The following is a 22143-nucleotide window of genomic DNA, read 5'->3' on the forward strand; positions in this document are numbered from 1 at the left end:
CTCAGGTTGCGAAGACAGGTTCTGAGAAGAACCCCACCTCGACAACAGGGAGCTGGGCATGAGCGAGCGGACGACACATCAGAAGGTCGCGCTGGTTACCGGGGCGAACAAGGGGATCGGTCGTGGGGTTGCCGAGCAACTCGCTGCGCTGGGCATGACGGTCCTGATCGGTGCCAGAGACCTGCGGCGCGGTGAGGAAGCCGCTGTGGCGGTGCGCGCGGCCGGCGGAGACGCGCACGCCGTCGCCTTGGACGTCACCGACCAGGCCACCGTCCAGGAGGCCGCGAAGCAGGTTGAGGAGCGCTTCGGCTACCTCGACGTACTGATCAACAACGCCGGCATCACCGGCTCTGGGCAGGTCTCGCCCGAAGAGGCCCACGACCAAGTCCCCAGTTCTGTCGACTTGGACATGGTCCGGGCGGTGTTCGAGACCAACGTCTTCGGGGTGATTGCGGTGACCAACGCCATGATTCCACTGCTGCGGCGGTCGTCGGCGCCACGCATCGTCAACGTCAGCAGCCACGCCGCGTCGTTGAGTCTCACCAGCGATCCGGACGGCCCCTTCGCGGCACTGCTGCCGTCGGCTGCATATTCGCCGTCCAAGAGCGCACTGACCGCGCTGACCGTGCAGTACGCCAATGAGCTGCGGAAGGACGGCATCCTTGTCAACGCAGTCGCCCCCGGCTTCGTCGACACGGACAGCAACAACCACACCGGATTCCTTACGGTCGCGCAGGGTGCCGCAGGCGTGGTGCGCCTGGCCATGCTCGGCGCGGATGGCCCGACCGCCGGATTCTTCAGTGAGGAGGGCCCGGTGCCCTGGTGATGGTGGCCCTGGACAACGGGGCGTTCGGCGGGCCGGGCGCCATAGCCGGTCCGCAGGTGCCCGGCCCTGCTGTCGGCCACACGACAGGCAGTGGTAATTGATGGCCGAGGGGCGCGGCTTCTCCAGCTGGGAGCCGACGCCACCCTCGTGGCGGCAGAGATTCAAGGAGGAGCCGGCGTGACGAAGACGGAAGAGTTCCAGGACCTGCGGCCGCTGCTGTTCTCGATCGCCTACCGGATTCTGGGCAGTGTGAGCGAGGCCGAGGACGCGGTCCAGGAGACCTGGCTGCGCTACCAGGCCACCTCCACCCAGCCCGGGTCGGCCAAGGCGTTCCTGTCGACCGTGGTCACCCGGATCTCGATCGACGTGCTGCGCTCAGCCCGCGTCCGGCGGGAGGAGTATGTCGGACCGTGGCTCCCCGAACCGCTGCTGACCGACCCGTACGAGGATCCGGCGCGGTCGGCGGAGCTGGCGGACTCGCTGTCGATGGCGGCCCTGCTCCTGCTGGAGAGGCTCACCCCTCTCGAACGCGCGGTCTTCGTGTTGCGGGAGGTGTTCGCCTTCGGCTTCCCGGAGATCGCATCGGCCGTGGGGCGATCGGAGGCGGCGTGCCACCAGCTCGCGGTGCGGGCGCGCCGTCACATGGACGCGGGCCGGGCCCGGTTCGAGGCGGACCGGAAGGAGCGCGAGGAACTCGCCGAACGGTTCTTTGACGCCTTTCGGGAAGGGGATGTCGACGGGCTGGCCGAGCTGCTGGCCGCCGACGTGTCGATGATCGGCGACAGTGGCGGCAAGGCCCCGCGGTTCAAGCCGGTCGTCCTTGGTGCCGGGCACGTGGTCCGGGTGCTCGCGGCGTTCGTGCCGCTGGTTATCAGGAGCGGTGGTGTTGTGGAGCCGCGGCAGGTGAACAGCCAGCCGGGCGCGATCTTCCGCGACCGGGACGGCCAGGTCCTCAGCATCTGGGCGCTCGACCTACTCGACGGCCAGATCCAGACAATCCACACGGTGAACAACCCCGATAAGCTCGGGCACGTCGGTCCAGTAGCGGACGCCTGGGTGGCTCTCCGTGAGGCGAACCAGGCAGACCGGCCCAAAGATTGACCGAAGAGCCGACTGCGCTCCAGGGCTGGGTTGCAGGGGCTCAGGCCGACACCGGCGGGCTGGCGTAACGGAGGTGCCCGGGCTGTCCTCGCCCCCCCCGTACGGGTTGGCCGCGATGGTCGGCACCCACCAAGAGGCCATTTTGGGTGACACCTACCCGAGAAGCTCGAACCGGTTGCCACCGACACTCAGGGCGTTCTCGCTGGTCATCCTAGTAGTGCTTCGTTACGTTGGGTGATCTCTGCTGGTGGTGGGCATCCTCTCCGGTATGAGATTGGGGGAGGTGGAACGGCTCCGGGGTGAGTTATCGGAGTTCGTTGCCGATGTGTTCGCTTCCGTGCCGCGGCGGGATCAGCGGCGGTGGGGTGAGTGTTATCTGCGGGGTCTGATGCTGGACGGTCGGCGGAAGTCGGTCCAGCCGATGGCTGAGCGGCTGCCGGACGGGAACATGCAGGCCCTGCCAGCAGTACGTGAACCAGTCGCCGTGGGATCCGCGGCCGGTGCGGCGGCGGATCGCCGAGCGGCTGGCCGAGGCGATCACGCCCGAGGTGTGGGTGATCGACGACGTGTCGTTCCCCAAGTGCGGCACCGCGTCGGTGGGGGTGGCCCGGCAGTACTGCGGGGCGGTCGGCAAGCGGGCGAATTGCCAGGTCGCGGTCAGCGTCCATGCCGCCACCGACACCGCGTCCTGCCCGCTGGACTGGCAGTTGTATCTGCCGCGCGAGTGGGCGGATGAGCCGGACCGCCGCCGCAGGGCCGGAGTCCCCGACGGCACCGGCCACCAGGAGAAGTGGCGTCTGGCGCTTGGCCTGCTCGACACACTCGCCGCCTGGCGGTTGAAGGCGCCGGTGGTGGTCGCCGATGCCGGCTACGGCGTCAGCACCCCATTCCGGCTCGGTCTCGAGCAGCGAGGGCTGGCCTATGTCCTGGCCCTGACCGGAAAGGAAGTCGCCCATCCGGAGGATGCCGAGCCGCATCGGCCCCGCTGATGGCGGGCTCGGGCCGCCGACGCTGCCCCGTTACCGCATCCCACCGCGGGCCGTCTCCGCCCTCGCAGTCGAGGCCGGTGCCGGCCGGTTCACCGAGGTGACCTGGCGCCAGGGCAGCAAAGGCGCGATGAGCTTGCGGTTCGCGGTGCTGAGGGCCTGTCAAACGAGCGGCCCTGTCTCACATTCGGTGGTCACACGGCCCTGCGCACCCTGCTGCGCATACCGTTGCCCACCGGCCGGGTGCCCCGCGTGATCGGCGTCGACGATTTCGCCCTGCGCCGGCGGCACCGCTATGTCACCGTGATCATCGACGCCGAGACCCATGAGCGGATCGACGTACTGCCCGACCGCACGGCCGACACCCTGGAAGCGTGGCTGCACGAACATCCGGGCATCGAGGCCGTGTGCCGCGACGGCTCAACCACCTACGCCGAGGCCATCCGCCGCGCTCTGCCTGACGCGGTGCAAGTCGGTGATCGCTGGCATTTATGGAAGAACCTGTGCGAAGCCGCCCTGAGCGAGATGAAGGCACACAGCACCTGCTGGGCCACCGTACTGGACGCACCGATCTACCACGGGCCCCGCGCTCAGACCACCCTCGAACGCCGGCACCAGGTCCTGGCCTGCTCGAGAAGGGCGTGGGCCTGCTCGATGCGCCCGCCGACTGCAACTGGCCCTGAACACCGTCAAACGCTACGCCCGAGCCGACCGGCCCGAGCGCATGCTCCGCGTCCCCAAGTACCGTGCCGGCCTGGTCGATCCCTACCGCGAGCACCTACGCAAACGCCGAAGTGAAGACCCCGGCGTCCCCGTCCAGCACCTCTTCGAAGAGATCAAGACCCTCGGCTTCACGGGCTGCCCGAACCTTCTGCACAAGTACATCAACCAAGGCCGCGCGGACGCCGACCGCAGCCATATCTCGCCACGCCGACTCGCCCGGATGCTGCTGACCAGACCCGACAACCTCAAGCCCGAGCAGCACGAGCTCCTGGCCAAGCTCACCGCCGCCTGCCCCGAGATCACGCAACTGGCCTCAGGCATCAGAGACTTCGCCCCGCTTCTTACTCCACACACCGACAATCCCGACGTGCTCACGCGCTGGATCGCCCAAGTCCGAACAGCCGATCTGCCCCACCTGCACGCCTTCACCCGGGGCCTGGACCGGGACATCGACGCCGTGATCGCCGCCCTCACGCTTCCGTACAGCAACGGCCCCACCGAGGGCGTCAACACCAAGACCAAACGGATCGCACGCCAGATGCACGGACGAGCAGGCTTCACCCTGCTTCGCCACCGCAATCCTCCTCGGACAACAGCACGCTCCGTCACCACCGGATGCGAGACAGGGCCGAACGTTTTACAGTCCGGAACCGGCGCGTTCTGCAGTTGGTCGGGTGGAATGGATCTTCTTCCACGGCAGTTGACGCGATAGTCGCTGTTCGATCTACCACGTCATGGGAGCCGTCGTGATTCACGTCGAGGTCACTCAGCCCGTCAACGATCAGTCTCAGGCTGGTCAGTACGTGCTTGACCGTGACGAGGTGTGGGCTGGTCTTCGCAGCAAAGCGGAGAATGCTGTCCCGTTCGTTGTCGGAATGTCAGAGTGCACCGTACTGGAGCGCAGGCAGGACGGCTTGGTGCGCGAGGTAGTGGTACGCGGTGAACGGATCCGCGAGGATGTCTCCTTCCAGGAAGGTCAGCGTGTCAGTTTCCACCGCCGGGACGACCGCGCTACGTGGGTGATTCACAACGAGATTGGTGAGGATGAGTCCGGCGGCCTGACCCTGACCTTCGCCAACGAGGTCCTGTTCCATGGCCAGGCAGCCGGGGCAGAACACGACAGCGAGGCCGCCGAGCGCATGCGTGTCAGCACCCTGCAGGTCGTGCAGAACACTCTGGAAGTCATCCGAGGGATGTCCGCAGCGCGTGCCGCCGAGCACGCCGGATAAACCGCACCGGCGGCCCGCTCGTTCAGACGCGGAGCCAGAGTCGGATTGCGGCGACGGTTACGGTGCCGTGGAAGACGTAGGCGCCCTCGTCGTATCTCGTCGCGACGGCCCGGGAGTTCTTCAGCGCGTTGATCGTTCGCTCGACTTCGTTCCCGCGCTCATGGATCGTCTTGTCGAAGCCGGTGGGGAGGCCGCCCTTGCTGCCGCGTCGTTGGCGGTTGGCCCGCTGGCCTTTCGGCTCGGGGATGGTGTGCTTGATCTGGCGTCTGCGCAGGTAGCGGCGGTTGTGGCGGGAGGAGTACGCCTTGTCTCCGCCGAGGCGGTCGGGGCGTGTGCGGGGTCGGCCGCCATCGAGTCGGCCCACCCAGATCCGTTCCATGACGGGGACGAACTGTGGAACATCCCCCCACTGACCCGGCGTGATCAGAAAGGCGAGTGGTCGTCGCCCACCTTCCCTGGCGAGGTGGATTTTGCTGGTCAGGCCGCCCCGGGAGCGTCCGAACCCCTCGTCGGGGCGGTGCTGCCAGGGCGTGCGTCTTTTCCCGGGGACTCGCGGGGCCTTCTTACGGCTCCGGCGGCATGTTGGTGCGCCCGGCAGGAGGTGAAGTCCACGCTCACCATCGACCAGTCGATGCGGCCCTCCGCGTCGGCGTCGGCCAGGACGGCCGCGAAGATCCTGTCCCAGGTGCCGTCCGCCGACCAGTGTCTGTGCCGCTCGTACACGGTCTTCCACGAGCCGAAACGCGCAGGAAGATCCCGCCACGGCACCCCCCGTGCGCTGCCGGTACAGGGATTCCCTTGATGATCCTGCGGTGGCTCGCCCAACGGCCGCCCTGCTCAACCGACTTCGGCAAATGCGGCTTCAGTCGGGCCCATTCCTCGTTCGTGAGATCCCCCCGCCCCATGACATGCCAACGAGTCGAACCCGGAACGGTTGCGCGATCCGTCGGACACGCCCCTAGATGAATGAGTCCAAGGGCTGGTAGCCGTAGGCCGTCAGCGAGCGGTCTCGCATGTCGCTGCCATCGCTCGCCCAGCACGTGCAAGGCGTGCCCGTTTCATCCTGGCGGTCAGCGAAGAGCACGCGACGCATGCTTCAGCAACTCGGAGGACGTCTCGTGGTCGGGGCCCTGCTCGGGAACAATGGCCTTGAGTCTCCAGTGACTGGAGACAGCAGAGTGGGGGCATGGACGTTACGACCCTCTACTCGATCGGGGAGCTTTCCCGACGGACCGGCTTGTCTGTGAGGACTATCCGGTTCTACTCCGATTCGGGGGTGGTGGCGCCGACCACCCGTAGTCCCGCCGGCTATCGGCTCTACGACCTCGACGCACTGCTTCGTCTGAAACTCCTTCGCACACTGCGCGAGCTGGGCATGGACCTGGCCACTATTCAACGGGTACTGGACCGCGAGCTCTCGGTGACGGAAGTCGCCGCGGCGCACGCCGACGCCATAGACGTCCAGATCCGGGTGCTGCAACTGCGTCGGAGCGTTCTGCGAGTCGTAGCCAGACGCGGGTCCAGTCCTGAGGAGACCACACTCATGCACAGGCTCACACAGTTGTCCGGCGAGGAACGCCGACGTTTGATCGACGATTTCGTGGATGGCACCTTCGGCACAGTGGATGCCGACCCGACCGCGGTGGCCATGGTTCGCGCTGCCACTCCCGACCTCCCCGATGATCCGACCGGCGAGCAGGTCGCCGCGTGGGTGGAGCTCGCCGAGCTGGTCGGCGACGAGGATTTCCGTGCCCGGATGCGCCGGACGGCCNCCCGACCTCCCCGATGATCCGACCGGCGAGCAGGTCGCCGCGTGGGTGGAGCTCGCCGAGCTGGTCGGCGACGAGGATTTCCGTGCCCGGATGCGCCGGACGGCCGTACGTCAGGCCGCCGGGCGCCCGCTCGACATCGAATGCGATGCCGGCGAGGAACTGATGGAATTCACCCGTCAGAAGGTGGCCGAGGCCATGGAGTCGGGTATCGATCCGCTCAGCGACAGGGGCGCACCCGTCATCGACGACCTTGTGCACCGCTTCGCCGAGGTGCTCGCGCGCACCACCCCTGACACAGAATTCCGGGACTGGATGGCCCAGCAGTTCGAAGAGGCGCACGATCCCAGGGTGGACCGGTACTGGCGGCTGGTGTGGATCGTCAACGGCTGGCAGGTAGTACCGAACCTGATCCCGGTGTACCCCTGGCTCATCCAGGCCCTGCGAAATGACCGTGACGCATAGTCACCGCAGTGGGCACGCCCCGGATCCCTGAATGAGTCCAGGGATCGCCTGCGGACATGAGAACGGGCAGCGCGGCCGCCGGGTCGAACTCCTGTTGGGGCCGTGGCGACCCGCCAACATCAAGGCCGAGGTGCTGCATTCCCTGGCGGGCGAAGGAACCACCCTGGCCCGGCAGATCCTCTCGGCTGTCGATGAGATGACCCCGCCCCAACGCGTCGCGGCCGGGGAGGTGATTGGTCAGGCCCTCGCCGAATCCGACCATCTTCCCGACTCGTCGCGCCAGGCGGCGTAGTAGGCGTAGACGCTGCCGTGGTTGGGGAAGTCGTGCGGGAGGTATTTCCAGGGGATTCCGGTGCGGTTGATGTAGAGGAGTGCGTTGAATACGTCGCTGGGCCACCGCTGTCTGGCGGCTGCGGAAGCCGTAGCGTCCACGAACACACCAAACACGGGGGCAATGGAGATGAAGTACTTCCTCATGGCATGCGGGGCACTCCTTATCGCCGGTTTCTGCTTCTTCGGCGTCCTCGCAAGCCTCGACACACCCCGGCTGCGTAACCCGAAACTCGCTATTGCCTTCGGCGTCAGTGGGGTCGCATTCGTCGGACTCAGCCTCTGGCTTCTCACCCTCTGATGCAGAACGAGCGGTTGGCCGGCCTGCCGCTCGGGGCGCTTACCGGCGCCTGGTTCCCGCCGCCGAGGCTGGCAGCATCATCGCCTGCCGTATCGCCCTGTGGTCGTACTCCCTCAGTGGGTGGGTCGTAGGGTGATGTCCGTGTCTTGCTGAGTTGGGAGCAAGGACGCTGGTGGAGGTTGTGTCGGTTATTGCTTCCTGGCGAAGTTGTCGGTGTCGGCCTCGGTGAGGATCCCGAGTTTGACCAGGCGTTTCAGCTTGGCGCGGGTGCCTTCGACGTTCTTGGACAGCAGTTCGTGGCCGAGGGCTTCGCAGACGTCCTTGGCTCGTAGCGGCCCGGACGCGTGGTTGAAGGCGGCGAGGATGCGGGGGTAGTCCGAGTGCTCTGGCAGGTCCGGCGCGACGGCCGTTAGTCGGTCGGCGAGGCCGGTGACGGTCTTGCGGGTGATCGTGAGGTGCTCCAGGTGCATCTCGGCCTCCCCCAACCGGGTCTGCATAACGGGAAACCGTCTCGACGCTCATTTGACGCTGCTTCCGACGGAGCGTCAGGTGGACGGTCAGCTGGTCTGGCCGGGCGTGGCTCGCCCGACCTGCTCGCCTGCGACTGCTCTGTCCCGCGTCGGGACGGCCGACCCTGTCCTCGTCGGGGGTGGCTCCGCCTGCCACAGGACTCCACCGGCCGCCTCCGGGGGGCGGCCCGTCGCCGTCAGCTGGTGAGGGGAGGCGACCGGCAGGTATTGGTCGGCGTCGCGTCCCCGGGGGCCAGGCCAGGCACGGGCCTCCCTCTGTGCCACGCGACCGGCACGATCCGCCGGCTGCTCCTACGGCGGCGGCCGGTCGCGGTCAGCTGAGGGGGGAGGAGGCGGGCAGGTCCTGGTCGGCGGCCCAGGAGGCGAGGATGCGCAGTCGTTCGTGGGTGGGGGAGCCCGGGGCGGCGGTCCAGACGGTGAGGTGCTGGTCGGGGTCGGTGTTGGCGGTGAGGGTGTCCCAGTCCAGGACGAGTTCGCCGACGACCGGATGGTTGAGGGTCTTCGTGCCGACGGTGCGGGCGGCGACGTGGTGTTCGCCCCACCACCGGGCGAACTCCTTGTCGCGCAGGGATAGTTCACCGACCAGTTCGATCAGGCGGGGGTCCTCGGGATACTTCGCGGCTTCCATCCGCAGCTGGGCAACGGCGATCTGCGCGGAGGTCTTCCAGTCGGCGTACAGGGTGCGCATCGCGGGAGTGGTGAAGATGATCCGCGGGTAGTTGCGGTGCTTTTCCGGGACGCGGGAGAAGTCGGTGACCAGAGCGGCGGCCAGCGCGTTCCAGGCCAGGATGTCGCCGCGCCGGCCCTGCACGATGGCCGGGGTGGCGGTGAGGTCGTCCAGGACACGCTGGAGCTGCGGCTGGACCTTCTGCCGGCCTCGGCGCCGCGCGCGGGTGGTGGTCTTGCCCGCGAGCTGGAAGAGGTAGCCGCGCTCGTCGTCATCCAGATGGAGCACCCGGGCGAGGACATCCAGCACGGGCGCCGATGCCTGCATGCGGCCCTGTTCGAGTCTGGTGTAGTAGTCGGTGCTGATGCTGGCGAGCTGGGCGACCTCCTCGCGGCGCAGCCCGGCAACCCGGCGGGGCTTGCCGGTTTCGGGCAGTCCGACCGTGCGGGGGCTCAGCTCGGAGCGGCGCTTCTTGAGGAATTCTCCCAGCTCATTGAGGGGGACGTTGGCGGTCATGCTGCCCAGCATGACACCGATTCCACCCGGGAAAGGGGGGAGAATTTACTCCCAGGATGTTCTCATCCCAGGATGAATTTCTCCGCTTTTCGTGCTTGCCCTCGCGTGTGAGGCTCGATGTCGAGCAGCCGATCGCGATCACCGGCTGCGCGCTCACCGATACTCGCACCGAAGGAAGCCCCCCATGCGCGGAGCAGTCATCTACGCCCCCGGCGACGTCCGCTTCGAGAACCTCGACGACCCGAAGATCCTCAACCCGACAGACGCGATCATTCGCACGGTCGCCACCTGTGTGTGCGGCTCGGACCTGTGGCCCTACCGCGGCGCGGAACCCATCGGCGACCCGCACCCGATGGGGCACGAGTACGTGGGCATCGTCGAGGAGGTCGGCAGCGAGGTCGCCAACGTCAAGCCGGGCCAGTTCGTGGTCGGCTCCTTCGCCACCTCGGACAACACCTGCGTGAACTGCCGTAACGGCTGGCAGTCGTCCTGTCTGCACCGCGAGTTCATGAGCACCTGCCAGGCCGACTACGTGCGCATCCCCAACGCTCACGGCACCCTCGTCGCCACCGACGAGCACCCGGACGCCGAGTTCGTGCCGAGCCTGCTCGCCGTGTCCGACGTGCTGGGCACCGGCTGGTACGCCGCCCTCGCCGCCGAGGTGAAGCCCGGCTCGACGGCCGTGGTCGTCGGTGACGGAGCGGTCGGCCTGTGCGGCGTCATCGCCGCCAAGGAACTCGGCGCCGAGCGGATCATCGCCATGAGCCGGCACGAGTCCCGCCAGAGGCTCGCCCTGGAGTTCGGCGCCACCGACATCGTCAGCGAACGCGGCGACGAAGGCATCGCCCGCGTCAAGGACCTCACCGGCGGCATCGGCGCGGACTCCGTGCTGGAGTGCGTGGGCACCGCCGAGTCCATGCGGCAGGCCCTGCACTCCACCCGGCCCGGCGGCAACGTCGGTTTCGTCGGTGTCCCGCACGACGTGTCGGTTGACGGCGAGGAGCTGTTCTTCTCCCACGTCGGCCTGCGCGGCGGCCCCGCCCCGGTCCGCCGTTACCTGCCCGACCTGATCGACCGCGTCCTGTCCGGCCGGATCAACCCGGGCAAGGTCTTCGACCTCACCCTGCCCCTGGACCAGGTCGCCGAGGGCTACAAGGCCATGGACGAGCGCCGCGCCATCAAGGCGCTCCTCAAGCCCTGACCCCCACCCCCCCCGTGACCGGCTGCCCCTGTCAAGCGCCACAGAAGTGAGACAAGAATGCCTGGAGCAGACAACTACATCTTCGACTTGGACGAGAACGTCACCCGCCAGCCGGTGTCGTACGAGAACAGGTACGGGATCACCATCTCCGCGGACCTCTACCAGCCGAAGGACTTCGACGCCTCGCAGGAACACCCCGCGATCATCGTCGGCGCGCCGTACGGCGGCGTGAAGGAGCAGGGCCCGGGCATCTACGCCCAGAACCTGGCCCGGCGCGGATTCGTGGCCCTCGCCTTCGACCCCTCCTACAACGGCTACAGCGGCGGCGACCCGCGACACGTCTCCTCCGCCGACGTCTTCACCGAGGACTTCCATGCGGCCGTCGACTACCTGGGCACCCGTGACTTCGTGAACCGGGACCGTATCGGCGTCGTCGGCATGTGCGGCAGCGGCGGCTTCGCGCTCAGCGCGGCCCAGGTCGACCGGCGCATCAAGGCGGTCGCCACGGTCGTCATGTACGACATCGCCCGGATCGCCTCGGAGGGCTGGCAGGGCTCTCTCACCGCGGAGGAGCGAGGCGCCATGCTCGACGCGATCGCCGAGCAGCGGTACGCGGACTTCGAGGCCAACGCCCCCGCCCTGACCCCGCGCGGCGCGCCCATCGGATTCGACGAGAACACCAACCCGGTCGGCCGTGAGTTCGGCGAGTTCTACTCCACTCCCCGGGGCTACCACCCGAACTCCATCACCCAGTTCACGCTGACGAGCGGCATGTCGTTGATGAACTTTCCGCTGCTGTCGAAGATCGAGTGGATCTCGCCGCGACCCATCCTGTTCGTCGTCGGCGAGAACGCCCACTCGCGGTACTTCAGCGAGGACGCCTACGAACTCGCGGCCGAGCCCAAGGAGTTCTACGCCGTCCCTAACGCCGGCCACGTCGATCTGTACGACAGGACGGACCTGCTCCCGTTCGACCAGCTGGAGGAGTTCTTCAGCAAGAACCTGGCCTGATCGCACGCCGCCCTCGCGTACGGCCGCACCGGACGGCGCCGGGCGCACATCGTCCCTGCCTCGGCCCCCTCCCGCCCAGCATCCACACCGTCGGGCCCGCATCACGGTAGCGCGAATGCGGGCGGGAGCCACCGCCTCACACAAGGAACGACGAACCCCATGACGACCTTCGCTCTCATCGGCGCCGGCCCGGGACTCGGGCTGGCCACCGCCCGCCGCTTCGGAAGCGCCGGCCACACCGTCGCCCTCATCGCCCGCAACGCCGAGCGTTTGGAGGAGATGACCGCTGAGCTGGCCCGTGAGGGTATTCAGGCGCGCGGTTTCCCCGCCGACGTCCTCGACATCGAGTCACTGGACGCGGCCCTGTACGCGGTCGCCAAGGACCTTGGCCCCATCGAGATCCTCCAGTACAGCCCGGTGCCGCGCGCCGACTTCATGAAGCCGGTCCTCGACACCGGCGCCGACGACCTGGACGCGCCGCTCGCCTTCTCCGTAAAGGGCCCCGTCGCCGCCGTGAACGCCGTCCTGCCCGGCATGCGCGAACTCGGCCGTGGCACCCTGCTGTTCGTCAACGGCTCCAGCGCCGTACGCCCCAACCCGAAGGTCGCCGGCACCTCGATCGCCTTCGCCGCCGAAAGCGCCTACGCCCGCATGCTGCACGACACGCTCGCCCCGGAGAACATCCACGCCGCCCAGCTGATCATCCCGGGCGCCATCCGGCCCGACGCCGAGCACAGCAGCCCCGACGCCCTGGCACAGCGGCTGTACGACATCCACCAGCAGCGGGACGGCTTCCGCCACTACTCCGAGCCCCTGCCCGACTAGCCACAGGACGACCCGTGAACCCGGCACCCCGTCGCGCTCTCGCGCGTGTGGTCCCGGCCGCCGCCCTGCTGCTGGTCGCGACCGCCTGCACCAACGATTCCTCCTCTTCCTCCTCCTCTCCTTCCGAGCCCGCGTCGCCGCAGGTTTCGACAACTGCGGCCGCCACCACCTCACCCGGCAGGACAACCGCCATGAACATCCGGCTCACGCTCAACGGCCACCACGTCGCCGCCACCCTGAACGACAGCCCCACCGCCCGGGACTTCGCCGCCCAGCTGCCCCTCACCCTGTCCCTGCGCGACTTCAACCAGGCCGAGAAGATCGCCGACCTGCCGCGAAAGCTGTCCACCTCCGGCGCCCCGGAAGGCGCCGACCAAGAGGTCGGTGACCTGGCGTACTACGCCCCCTGGAACCAGCTCGCCACCTACTACCGCGACGCCCCCTACGCGGTCGGCCTGGTCCCCCTCGGGCACATGGCCGACGGCGGCGCCGAGCAGCTCGCCACCGCCGACGAGATCACCATCGAAGCCGCGCCCTGACCCACGCCACCTCTCGCCCGTCACGGAGAGCAGCCGAAAGAAAGGGGGAGAAGATCCTCCCCTTTTCACCCGTTCCGTTCCATGGAACCGTCGAAGACCTGGCTGCGCCGTCCGTCCATCCGCCGTGACGACTTCAGCCACCCCCCGATCCGCCGAATTCCACGCAAGGAGAGACCACACGTATGCCTTCCGCATCCGGGACCACCCCCGGCAAGCTTCCCTTCGTCGTCTGGGTGCTCGCCGCCGGCACGTTCCTGATGGGGACCACCGAGTTCGTCGTCGCCGGCCTGCTGCCGGAACTGGCCGGTGACCTCGGAGTCAGCGTCTCCCACGCCGGCCTGCTGATCACCGCCTTCGCCGTCGGCATGATCATCGGCGCGCCCACCATGGCCATGGCGACCCTGCGCCTGCCCCAGCGCCAGACGCTGGTCCTGGCCCTGTCCGTGTTCTGCCTCGGACATCTGGTCGCCGCCCTCAGCTCGTCCTTCACGATCGTTCTCCTGGCCCGCGTCGTCACGGCCCTGGCCACCGGTGCGTTCTGGTCTGTCGGTTTCGTCGTCGCCACCACCGCTGCGGGGCCGCGCAACGCCACCCGGGCCACGGGCGTCATGATCGGCGGCCTGACCTTGGCCAACGTCGTCGGCGTGCCGGTCGGCTCCTTCGCCGGCCAGTTCACCGGCTGGCGCGGCCCCTTCTGGGCCCTGGCCGTCCTGTCCGGGCTCGCCGCCGTGTTCATCGGGCGCTTCATCCCGGCCCAGGAGGAGCGCGCCGAGGTGTCCCTCGGGGCCGAGGTCCGGGCTCTGCGGCAGGGCCGGCTGTGGCTGGCGCTGGGCGCCGCGATGCTGATCATGGGCGGTGTGCTGGCGACGTACACCTATGTCACGCCGCTGCTGACCGACCGCGCGGGTATCCCCGAAGGCGCCGTACCGCTCGTCCTGATCGCCTTCGGTGTCGGCGCGCTGGGCGGCACCACCACGGGAGGCCGCCTGGGCGACCGACGTCCGACGGTCACCACCATCACGGCCGCCGCGGCCACCGCCCTGGTCCTGCTCCTGATGATCCCGCTGTCCGGCAACCCGGTGACGGCCACCCTGCTCGTCTTCCTCATGGGCCTGACCGGCTTCACGGTCAACCCGGTCGTCACCGCGCTTGCCATGCGCTTCGCCGGCGACGCCCCCACCCTCACCTCGGCGCTGACCACCACCGCCTTCAACACCGGTATCGCCGCGGGCTCGGCGATTGCCGGTACGGCCCTGGACTCCTCCCTCGGCCTGACCGGGCCGCCCCTGGTCGGCACCGTCATCGCCGCCCTCACACTGCTGCCCCTGAGCGCCCTCGCCGTCCACGGCACTTCCCGCAAGGGCCGCATCGTGGCCCGGAGCAGCGCTCCCACCCAGACGCGACACGACGAACCCGCGCAGGTGTCGTCGCAGCACTGACTCAAGCCCGGATCCGCGTCCTGCTGATCAGAACCCGACGACGTACCAGCATGCGAGAGGAATCTGCACATGACTGCGAACACCGCGGACTTCACCGGCAAGGTGGCCTTCGTGACCGGAGCCGGCTCCGGCATCGGCCGAACCACCGCCGTCGCCTTCGCCCGCGCGAGCGCCCGGGTCGCCCTCGCCGACCGGTCCGAGGACGGCCTGCGGGAGACCGCACGGCTCATCGAGGAGGCGGGCGGGCAGGCTCTGGCCCTCACCTGTGACGTCACCGGCGAAGACGACGTGCGGTCCGCGCTGGACGACACCATTCAGGCATTCGGACGCCTGGACGTCGCCTTCAACAACGCCGGCGTCGAGCAGCCGGTCAAACCGGCCGCGGACATCGAGAAGGACGAGTGGGACCGCGTCATCGGCGTCAGCCTGACCGGGATGTTCCTGTGCATGAAGCACCAGATCCCCCTGCTGCTCCAGCAGGGAGGTGGCGCGATCGTCAACGCCTCGTCGGGCGCCGGCGTCAAGGGTTTCAAGGGACAGGCGGCCTACGCCGCGGCCAAGCACGGCGTCATCGGCCTGACCCGTTCGACCGCCCTCGACTACGCGTCGTCCAACGTCCGGGTCAACGCCGTCTGCCCCGGCATCATCGACACCGAGATGATCCAGCGCTTCGCCGAAAGCACACCCGGAGGACGGGACGCCCTGATCGCGGATGAGCCCATCGGGCGCCTCGGCACACCGGACGAGATCGCGGCCGCCGTGCTCTGGCTCTGCTCGGACGCCGCCTCCTTCACCACCGGCCACGCCCTGGTCGTCGACGGCGGCCAGACCGTCTGACGGGGGTTCATGGCCAGGCGTCGTGCCGCCGCAGCGCATCCGGGCAGCCCGCCGCCACTCGCGCCACCCGTACCTCTGCACTGAACGGAGACCACGACGTGAATCCCACCTACGACTTCACCGGCCAGGTCGCCCTCGTCACCGGGGCAGGCGCCGGCATGGGCCTGGCGACCGCCCGGGCGTTCGCCGAGTCCGGGGCCGCCGTCGCCCTCACCGACGTCGACGAAGCGGCCCTGAACGCGGCCGCGAAGGAACTCGCCGACGCCGGGCACCAAGTCCTCGCCCTCACCTGCGACGTCAGCGACGAGGACCAGGTCGCCGCCGCGGTCGACCGCACCGTCGAGACCTTCGGGCGCCTCGACATGGCCTACAACAACGCCGGCATCCAGATCCCGCCGAGCGACGCGGCCGACGAACCCGCCGAACGCTTCGACCGCGTCAACGGAATCAACCTCCGTGGCATCTGGGCCTGCATGAAGCACGAACTTCGGCACATGCGCGCCCAGGGCAGCGGCGCCATCGTCAACTGCTCCTCCCTCGGCGGCTTGGTCGGCCTCCCCGGCCGAGCCTCGTACCACGCCTCCAAGCACGGCGTGATCGGTCTGACGAGCAGCGCGGCACTCGAATACGCCCCGCGCGGCATCCGCGTCAACGCCATCTGCCCGGGCACCATCGACACCCCCATGGTCAGCGACATGATCGCCAAGGGAGAACTCGACCGCGCCGAGGCCGAGGCCGACCAGCCCATCAATCGCCTCGGTACGGCCGAGGAGATCGCCCAGGCCGTCCTGTGGCTGTGCAGTCCCGGAGCGGGCTTCGTCGTAGGCGTCGCCCTCCCCGTGGACGGCGGCTACGTCGCCCGCTAGAGACAACCGACGCATCGACAAAACTGGAGCTCCGTCATGGAATTCATCAAGCAGCAGCCCAGCAGCAAGGCCCCGGCGGACTGGTTCACCGGCGACGTGTGGTGGGACGTCATCGTGGCCGGCCAGGCCCCGTCCAGGATGCGTGCCAACCTGGTGCGCTTCTCGCCGGGCGCCCGCACCAACTGGCACTCCCACGCCCTGGGCCAGACCCTGCACGTCGTTTCCGGCATCGCCCTGATCGGCACCCGGGACGGCACCGTCTTCGAGGCCCACCCCGGCGAGACCGTCGCGTGTCCGCCGAACGAGGAGCACTGGCACGGCGCCACCCCCGACCGGTTCATGGAGCACATCGCCCTGTGGGAGGGCGCGGGCGACGGCACTCCAGAGACCGCCTGGGCCGATCCGGTCACCGACCAGCAGTACAACGGCCCCCGCACCCGCAACCAGTAACCCCGCCCCTCGATCACACCCCCCGGGCCGACACGGGATGTCACGGTGTCCCGGGGGAGGGGCCGTGTCGGCGACCTGCTCGGAGCGAACGATCAGTCCGCCACACGCGACGACGTGGTGAGCGACGCGGACGCACCCATAAGCGGGGGGCGACGCGGTTCTGTCCCGCCTCGCCCCGTGCGCAACTGCCCCCGATGACGTGGGCCACTCGCTCCTGACGGAGCGTAAAGGGGGAGGAAAGTCTCCCTGCCACGAGTGTTGCCGGTGGTGCAAGACTTCCCGCGAGACCAGCCCCCTGTCGAGGTGAGCGGTCACCGATGCCCGTGGTGGCGACGATCCCGCCTGCTGTCCCTCTGTCGTGCACGACGGATCCGTCCGTGATGCGAAGGCGTACGTATGTCTGCTGAACTCCCTGAATTCGACGTTCCTCCCCCCACCGGAGCCGACGAGTCCTCCTCGGCACCCAGTCGGCGCACGTTCATCGCAACCAGCACCGCGGTCGGCGGTGCCGTGGTCGCGGGCAGTGTGATCGGAGGGACGATCTTCGCCGACGCGCAGGAGGTGAGCGCTGCCGAGGCGCCGGCCTCCAGTCGCGTCTCCCTGACGGTCAACGGCACCCGCCGGACCGTGACGGTCGACAACCGCACCTCTCTGCTGGACCTGCTCCGTGAGCACCTCGGCCTCACAGGCTCGAAGAAGGGCTGCAACGCCGGTGCCTGCGGGGCGTGCACCGTCCTGGTCGACGGGCAGCGGCACAACGCCTGCCTGACGCTCGCGGTGCGTCTGGAAGGCGCTGAGGTCACGACGATCGAGGGCCTGGCCGAGGGTGATCAACTCCACCCGTTGCAGCAGGCGTTCATCGACCAGGACGCCTTCCAGTGCGGCTACTGCACCCCCGGACAGATCATGTCCGGCGTCGGCTGCATCCAGGAAGGTCATACCGGTTCGCCGGAGGAGATCCGCGAGTGGATGAGCGGCAACATCTGCCGCTGCGGCTGCTACGTCAAAATCGTGCGCGCGGTCGGGCAGACCGCCGGCCGGAAGTGAGGGCCTGATGTATCCCTTTGACTTCACCAAGGCGTCCGACACCCATGAGGCGCTCAACGCCGGCCGACGCGGCGGCCGTTACATCGCCGGGGGCACCACCCTTGTCGACCTCATGCGTGAGACCGTCGAACGCCCCGAGACCCTGGTCGACATCACCGGCCTGCCGCTGCGCGAGGTCACCGTCACCGAGCGCGGGGGCCTGCGTATCGGCGCTCTGGTGACCATGTCCGAGGCCGCCGCCCACTCCAAGGTGCGCACCCTGTACCCCGTCGTCTCCCAGGCGCTGGAGCTGAGCGCGTCGGCACAGCTGCGGAACATGGCGACCATCGGCGGCAACATCATGCAGCGCACCCGCTGCACGTACTTCCGGGACGTGACCGCCGCCTGCAACAAGCGTGAGCCCGGCTCGGGCTGCGCCGCGCTGCACGGCTTCAACCGCACCCATGCGATCCTCGGGACCTCCGACGCCTGCGTGGCCACGCACCCGTCCGACGCGGCCGTGGCCTTCGCCGCCCTGGAGGCCCGGGTGCACCTGCTGGGCCCGGACGGAGCACGCCAAGTCCCCTTCGCCGACTTCCTTCTGCGGCCCGGCAGCACTCCTCAACGCGAACAGGCCCTGCGTAAAGGTGAGTTGATCACGGCGGTCGAGATCCCCGCACTTCCGCGCCCGCTCAGGTCCGGCTACCTCAAGGTGCGGGACCGGCAGTCCTACGAGTTCGCCCTGACGTCGGCGGCCGTCGCGCTGCACATACGCGGTGGGGTGATCCGCGAGGCCAAGGTCGCCGCCGGGGGAGTGGGCACGGTGCCCTGGAAACTGCCCGCCGTCGAGCAGCACCTCCTCGGTGAACGCCCGTCGGGGGCCCTCTGGTCGGCCGCTGCCGCCAAGGCGGCGGACGGCGCCCGTCCCCTGCAACACAACCGGTTCAAGGTCGAGCTGCTCAAGCGCACTGTCGAACGCCAGCTGCGCGTCGTAGGAGGTACCAAGTGAGCCCCCAGCCGCAGGCAGCCGTGGGTGCGCCGCTGTCCCGGGTGGACGGCCGGCTCAAGGTCACGGGCAAGGCGTTGTACGCCGCCGAGCACGATGTCGACGGGTCCGTTCACGCCGTCATCGTCGACGCGGCCATCGGCCTCGGCCGCATCATGTCGATCAACAGCGGCGCCGCCGAAGCCCTTCCGGGCGTACTGAAGGTGATCCATCACCGCAATGCGCCGAAGCTGCCGTACCGCGACAACTCCGGCTCCAACAACCCGCCCGGGCGCAGGCTGCGGGTCTTCCAGGACGACCGGGTGCTCTTCCACGGCCAGCCGGTCGCCGTCGTGGTCGCCACCACGCTGGAGGCCGCCCAGCACGGCGCGAGCCTCGTCAAGGTCGGCTACGACGCCGAACAACCCTCGACCGACCTGACCGAGGCCGAACCGGACGAGCCGACCAACTACGCGCGCGGCGACGCCGAAGCGGCCCTGCGCTCGGCGGCCGTACGGCTGGACCTGACATACCGCACGGCCCGCAACCACCACAACCCCATGGAGCCGCACGCCACCATCGCCCGCTGGAACGGCGACAGGCTCACCGTGTGGGACAAGACCCAGTGGGTGGTGGGCACGCAGACCGAACTCGCGGCGGTGTTCGGCCTGGAGACGGACGCGGTGCGGGTCATCTCGCCGTTCGTCGGAGGCGGTTTCGGCACGGCGCTGCGCTGCTGGCCGCACGTGGTCGTCGCCGCGCTGGCCGCCCGTGTGACGAAGCGCCCGGTCAAGCTGGTCCTCAGTCGCCAGCAGATGTACCTCGGGACCGGTTTCCGGCCCTCGTACGAGTACCGCCTGCGCCTGGGCAGCGACCGGCGTGGCCGGCTGTCCGCCGCGGCGCACGAGCTGGACGCCGAGACGTCGTCGTACGAGAAGTTCACCGAGTCCATCCTGGCAGCCGGGCAGATGCTCTACAGCATGCCCAACGTGACCCAGAGGTACCGGACGGTGCCGCTGGACCTGCCCACACCGCTGTACATGCGCGGCCCCGGCTTCCAGACGGCCTCCTTCGTCATCGAGTCGGCCATGGACGAGGTCGCCCACAAGCTCGGCGTCGATCCGATCGAGTTGCGTCGGCGCAACGAGCCGAACGAGGACGAGTCGAGTGGGTTGCCGTTCTCCACCCGCCGGCTGCGGGAGTGCTACACCGTCGGTGCCCGGGAGTTCGGCTGGCACCGCCGCAACCCCAGGCCCCGCTCGACGCGTGAGGGGGACTGGCTGATCGGCAGGGGCATGGCCGCCGGCGTCTACGACACCGCGCGCATGCCCGCCCAGGCGCGAGCCCGCTTGGACGCCGACGGCACCGCCGTGGTGGAGGCCGCCGCGACTGACATGGGACCGGGCACGTACACCTCCCAGACCCAGGTCGCCGCCGACGCCCTCGGGCTGACCGTGCGCACGGTCACCTTCCGGCTTGGGGACTCCCTCTACCCGCCGACCCCACCGCACGGCGGCTCGATGACCATGGCCAGCGTCGGCTCCGCCACCCTCGACGCCTGCAACAAGGTCCGCCGCCAGGCGATCCAACTGGCCGTCGAGGACCGCGAATCACCGCTGTACGGCGTACCGACCGCCGACATCGTCGTACGGGGCGGGCGGCTGCACGTGAAGAACAATCCGGCCCTCGGTGAGACGTACCAGCGGCTGTTGGCCCGCAACGACCGCACCCACCTGGAAGCGGACGGCTCCTTCGCGCCGCCCTCGGGCCCGGAGCGGCACTCCTTCTACGGCTACAACGCCACCTTCGCCGAAGTGGCCGTCGACGCGACGCTCGGCCTGGTGCGGGTACGGCGGGTACTCGGCGTGTACGACGCGGGCCGCATCATCAGCCCCAAGCTCGCCGACAGCCAGGCCCTCGGCGGCATGGTCGGCGGCATCGGCACAGCCCTGCTGGAGCACACGCTCACCGACCACCGCGACGGACGCATCGTCAACGCCAACCTCGCCGACTACCTGGTGCCCGTCAACGCCGACATCCCCGACCTCAAGGCGATCTACCTGGACGGCGAGGACCGCGAGGCCGACCCGCTCGGCGTCAAGGGACTCGGCGAGCTCGTCATGATCGGGGTGGCGCCCGCCATCGCCAACGCGGTCTTCAACGCCACCGGCCGCCGCATCCGCGAACTGCCCATCACCGCGGAGGCGTTGCTCTGATCCGCGGACTTCGGTCCGGCGGGGTGCACACCGCTCGTCCGGCAGGCCGCCCCGTCCTGCCCGGAGGCTGCCGGACCTCCCAGGGCCGCCGCCGCGTGACGTTTCCCCGCGTCGTGGCGGCGGCCCGCTCGCCTTCCCGTCCTTGCCCTGCCGTGGAGAACTGCCATGCTGAACATCGCGGACACACTGCACCGCTGGTGCCGCGAGGCACGCCCCTTCGCCCTGGCCACCATCGTCGGCGTGCGCGGCAGCGCCCCTCTGCCGGTCGGCACGTCGGTCGCGGTAGACGAAGACGGCAACGCCGTCGGCAGCATCTCCGGCGGCTGCGTCGAGGGAGCGGTCTACGAACTGTGCCGGCAGGTGCTCCGTGACCGGCGCACTCCGCAGCGGGCCTGGTTCGGCTACTCCGACGACGACGCCTTCGCCGTCGGTCTGACCTGCGGCGGCGAGCTCGACGTCTTCGTCCAGCGCATCGATCCCGCAGCCCAGCCGCACGTGTCCACGGCCCTCTCCGAGATCGCTCAAGGGCGACCGGTCGCCGTGGCACAGGTCGTGGACGGCCCGGAGCGCCTCCTCGGCTCCACGCTGAGCGTGCTCGGCGGCGGCCATGCCGCCTACGGGCGCGTCGACGGCGGTCCGGCGGACCGGGCTGTGGCCGACCGGGCCAGGGCCCTGCTGCGGGCGGGCCGCACCGTCCGCATCGACACCGGCGGGCAGGCAGACGAATGCCCCGAACGGCTGTCCGTCCTCGTCCACGTCCATGCCACCCGGCCGCGCCTGCTGGTCTTCGGCGCCGTCGACTTCGCCGCAGCCCTCAGCCAGGCCGGCCGCTTCCTCGGCTACCACGTCACCGTCTGCGACGCCCGCCCCGTCTTCGCCACTCCCGCCCGGTTTCCGCACGCGGACGAAGTGGTCGTCGACTGGCCCCACCGCTACCTGGAACGCACCGGCGTGGACGAGCGTACCGCCGTATGCGTCCTCACCCACGACGCCAAGTTCGACATCCCGCTGCTTCGCCTGGCCCTCGACCTGCCCGTCGCCTACGTCGGGGCCATGGGCTCGCGGCGCACCCACGACGAGCGCATGCGCCGCCTGCGGGAGCAGGGCGTCACGGAGAACCAGTTGGGCCGGCTGCGTTCCCCCATCGGCCTCGATCTTGGAGCCTCCACACCCGAGGAGACGGCCGTCTCCATCACCGCGGAGATCATCGCCCAGGCCAACCACGGCACGGGCAGACCCCTGACCCGGATCAGCGGCCCGATCCACCGGCCGTCGGAGTCGGCGAGTCACCGGTAGGCCGGCCTC

Annotated in this window: 18 protein-coding genes and 4 pseudogenes; 18 read left to right on the top strand and 4 right to left on the bottom strand. The window is 69.2% G+C overall.

Annotated elements, in window-relative coordinates; all coding sequences use genetic code 11:
- The first annotated feature begins 58 nt into the window (after window positions 1-58).
- The 5 genes and pseudogenes from ASD48_RS34020 (at window position 59) to ASD48_RS34040 (ending at window position 4865) form a co-directional block, all read left to right on the top strand.
- Complete coding sequence (locus tag ASD48_RS34020; protein ID WP_057605724.1) at window positions 59-826, top strand: SDR family NAD(P)-dependent oxidoreductase; 768 nt, start codon at window positions 59-61, stop codon at window positions 824-826.
- A 177-nt stretch (window positions 827-1003) separates the two neighbouring features.
- Window positions 1004-1927 (top strand): RNA polymerase sigma-70 factor, encoded by a 924-nt coding sequence (locus ASD48_RS34025; protein WP_057605725.1) that lies wholly within the window; start codon window positions 1004-1006, stop codon window positions 1925-1927.
- 268 nt (window positions 1928-2195) lie between these two features.
- Window positions 2196-3046 (top strand): annotated as a pseudogene (locus ASD48_RS34030) (IS701 family transposase); the annotation flags it as partial.
- Window positions 3047-3108: 62 nt separating this feature from the next.
- Window positions 3109-4348, top strand: a pseudogene (locus ASD48_RS43875) (ISL3 family transposase); the annotation flags it as partial.
- A 34-nt stretch (window positions 4349-4382) separates the two neighbouring features.
- The gene (locus ASD48_RS34040) at window positions 4383-4865 is read left to right on the top strand and encodes an SRPBCC family protein (RefSeq protein ID WP_063887534.1); all 483 of its coding nucleotides are present in this window, start codon (window positions 4383-4385) and stop codon (window positions 4863-4865) included.
- 22 nt (window positions 4866-4887) lie between these two features.
- Here ASD48_RS34040 and ASD48_RS42785 read toward each other — a convergent pair.
- Window positions 4888-5770, bottom strand: a pseudogene (locus ASD48_RS42785) (IS5 family transposase).
- A gap of 281 nt (window positions 5771-6051) precedes the next feature.
- On the opposite strand from ASD48_RS42785, the gene ASD48_RS34055 reads away from it, so the two are divergent.
- Window positions 6052-6636, top strand: a 585-nt coding sequence (locus ASD48_RS34055; protein ID WP_206780423.1) for a MerR family transcriptional regulator, incomplete at its 3' end; no start/stop codon positions are given.
- A gap of 733 nt (window positions 6637-7369) precedes the next feature.
- Here ASD48_RS34055 and ASD48_RS42790 read toward each other — a convergent pair.
- From ASD48_RS42790 to ASD48_RS34075, 3 genes and pseudogenes are all read right to left on the bottom strand, one after another.
- Window positions 7370-7486 (bottom strand): annotated as a pseudogene (locus tag ASD48_RS42790) (transposase); the annotation flags it as partial.
- 432 nt (window positions 7487-7918) lie between these two features.
- Window positions 7919-8227: a hypothetical protein gene (locus tag ASD48_RS34070; RefSeq protein ID WP_242432815.1), complete on the bottom strand. Its 309-nt coding sequence runs from the start codon at window positions 8225-8227 to the stop codon at window positions 7919-7921.
- 346 nt (window positions 8228-8573) lie between these two features.
- A complete protein-coding gene (locus ASD48_RS34075) occupies window positions 8574-9455 on the bottom strand; it encodes a helix-turn-helix transcriptional regulator (protein WP_078907469.1) in 882 nt (293 codons plus the stop codon).
- 172 nt (window positions 9456-9627) lie between these two features.
- On the opposite strand from ASD48_RS34075, the gene ASD48_RS34080 reads away from it, so the two are divergent.
- The 12 genes from ASD48_RS34080 to ASD48_RS34135 all read left to right on the top strand — a co-directional run bounded on the left by ASD48_RS34080 (window position 9628) and on the right by ASD48_RS34135 (window position 22134).
- Complete coding sequence (locus ASD48_RS34080) at window positions 9628-10644, top strand: zinc-dependent alcohol dehydrogenase family protein (RefSeq protein WP_057605730.1); 1017 nt, start codon at window positions 9628-9630, stop codon at window positions 10642-10644.
- Between the two features lie 57 nt (window positions 10645-10701).
- Window positions 10702-11655, top strand: a complete 954-nt coding sequence (locus ASD48_RS34085) for an alpha/beta hydrolase (RefSeq protein WP_057605731.1) — start codon at window positions 10702-10704, stop codon at window positions 11653-11655.
- 159 nt (window positions 11656-11814) lie between these two features.
- Complete coding sequence (locus tag ASD48_RS34090; RefSeq protein WP_057605732.1) at window positions 11815-12480, top strand: SDR family NAD(P)-dependent oxidoreductase; 666 nt, start codon at window positions 11815-11817, stop codon at window positions 12478-12480.
- Between the two features lie 191 nt (window positions 12481-12671).
- A complete protein-coding gene (locus ASD48_RS34095) occupies window positions 12672-13019 on the top strand; it encodes a cyclophilin-like fold protein (RefSeq protein ID WP_057605733.1) in 348 nt (115 codons plus the stop codon).
- 182 nt (window positions 13020-13201) lie between these two features.
- A complete protein-coding gene (locus ASD48_RS34100; protein WP_057605734.1) occupies window positions 13202-14458 on the top strand; it encodes an MFS transporter in 1257 nt (418 codons plus the stop codon).
- A gap of 69 nt (window positions 14459-14527) precedes the next feature.
- Entirely contained in the window at window positions 14528-15295 is a 768-nt protein-coding gene (locus tag ASD48_RS34105; protein ID WP_057605735.1) for an SDR family oxidoreductase, read from the top strand.
- A 98-nt stretch (window positions 15296-15393) separates the two neighbouring features.
- Window positions 15394-16161 carry a glucose 1-dehydrogenase gene (locus ASD48_RS34110; RefSeq protein ID WP_057605736.1) on the top strand — a complete coding sequence of 256 codons (768 nt, stop codon included), beginning with the start codon at window positions 15394-15396 and terminating at the stop codon, window positions 16159-16161.
- A gap of 36 nt (window positions 16162-16197) precedes the next feature.
- On the top strand, window positions 16198-16611 hold the full coding sequence (locus ASD48_RS34115; RefSeq protein ID WP_057605737.1) for a cupin domain-containing protein: 414 nt from the start codon (window positions 16198-16200) through the stop codon (window positions 16609-16611).
- A gap of 396 nt (window positions 16612-17007) precedes the next feature.
- Entirely contained in the window at window positions 17008-17658 is a 651-nt protein-coding gene (locus ASD48_RS34120; protein ID WP_057605738.1) for a (2Fe-2S)-binding protein, read from the top strand.
- Window positions 17659-17665: 7 nt separating this feature from the next.
- A complete protein-coding gene (locus ASD48_RS34125; protein WP_057605739.1) occupies window positions 17666-18646 on the top strand; it encodes a xanthine dehydrogenase family protein subunit M in 981 nt (326 codons plus the stop codon).
- Window positions 18643-20838: a xanthine dehydrogenase family protein molybdopterin-binding subunit gene (locus ASD48_RS34130; RefSeq protein WP_057605740.1), complete on the top strand. Its 2196-nt coding sequence runs from the start codon at window positions 18643-18645 to the stop codon at window positions 20836-20838. The genes ASD48_RS34125 and ASD48_RS34130 overlap by 4 nt, the downstream gene beginning before the upstream one ends.
- A gap of 165 nt (window positions 20839-21003) precedes the next feature.
- Complete coding sequence (locus ASD48_RS34135; RefSeq protein WP_057575521.1) at window positions 21004-22134, top strand: XdhC/CoxI family protein; 1131 nt, start codon at window positions 21004-21006, stop codon at window positions 22132-22134.
- Window positions 22135-22143 lie beyond the last annotated feature (9 nt).

This window comes from Streptomyces sp. Root1310 (assembly GCF_001426425.1).
Classification (GTDB): Bacteria; Actinomycetota; Actinomycetes; order Streptomycetales; family Streptomycetaceae; genus Streptomyces.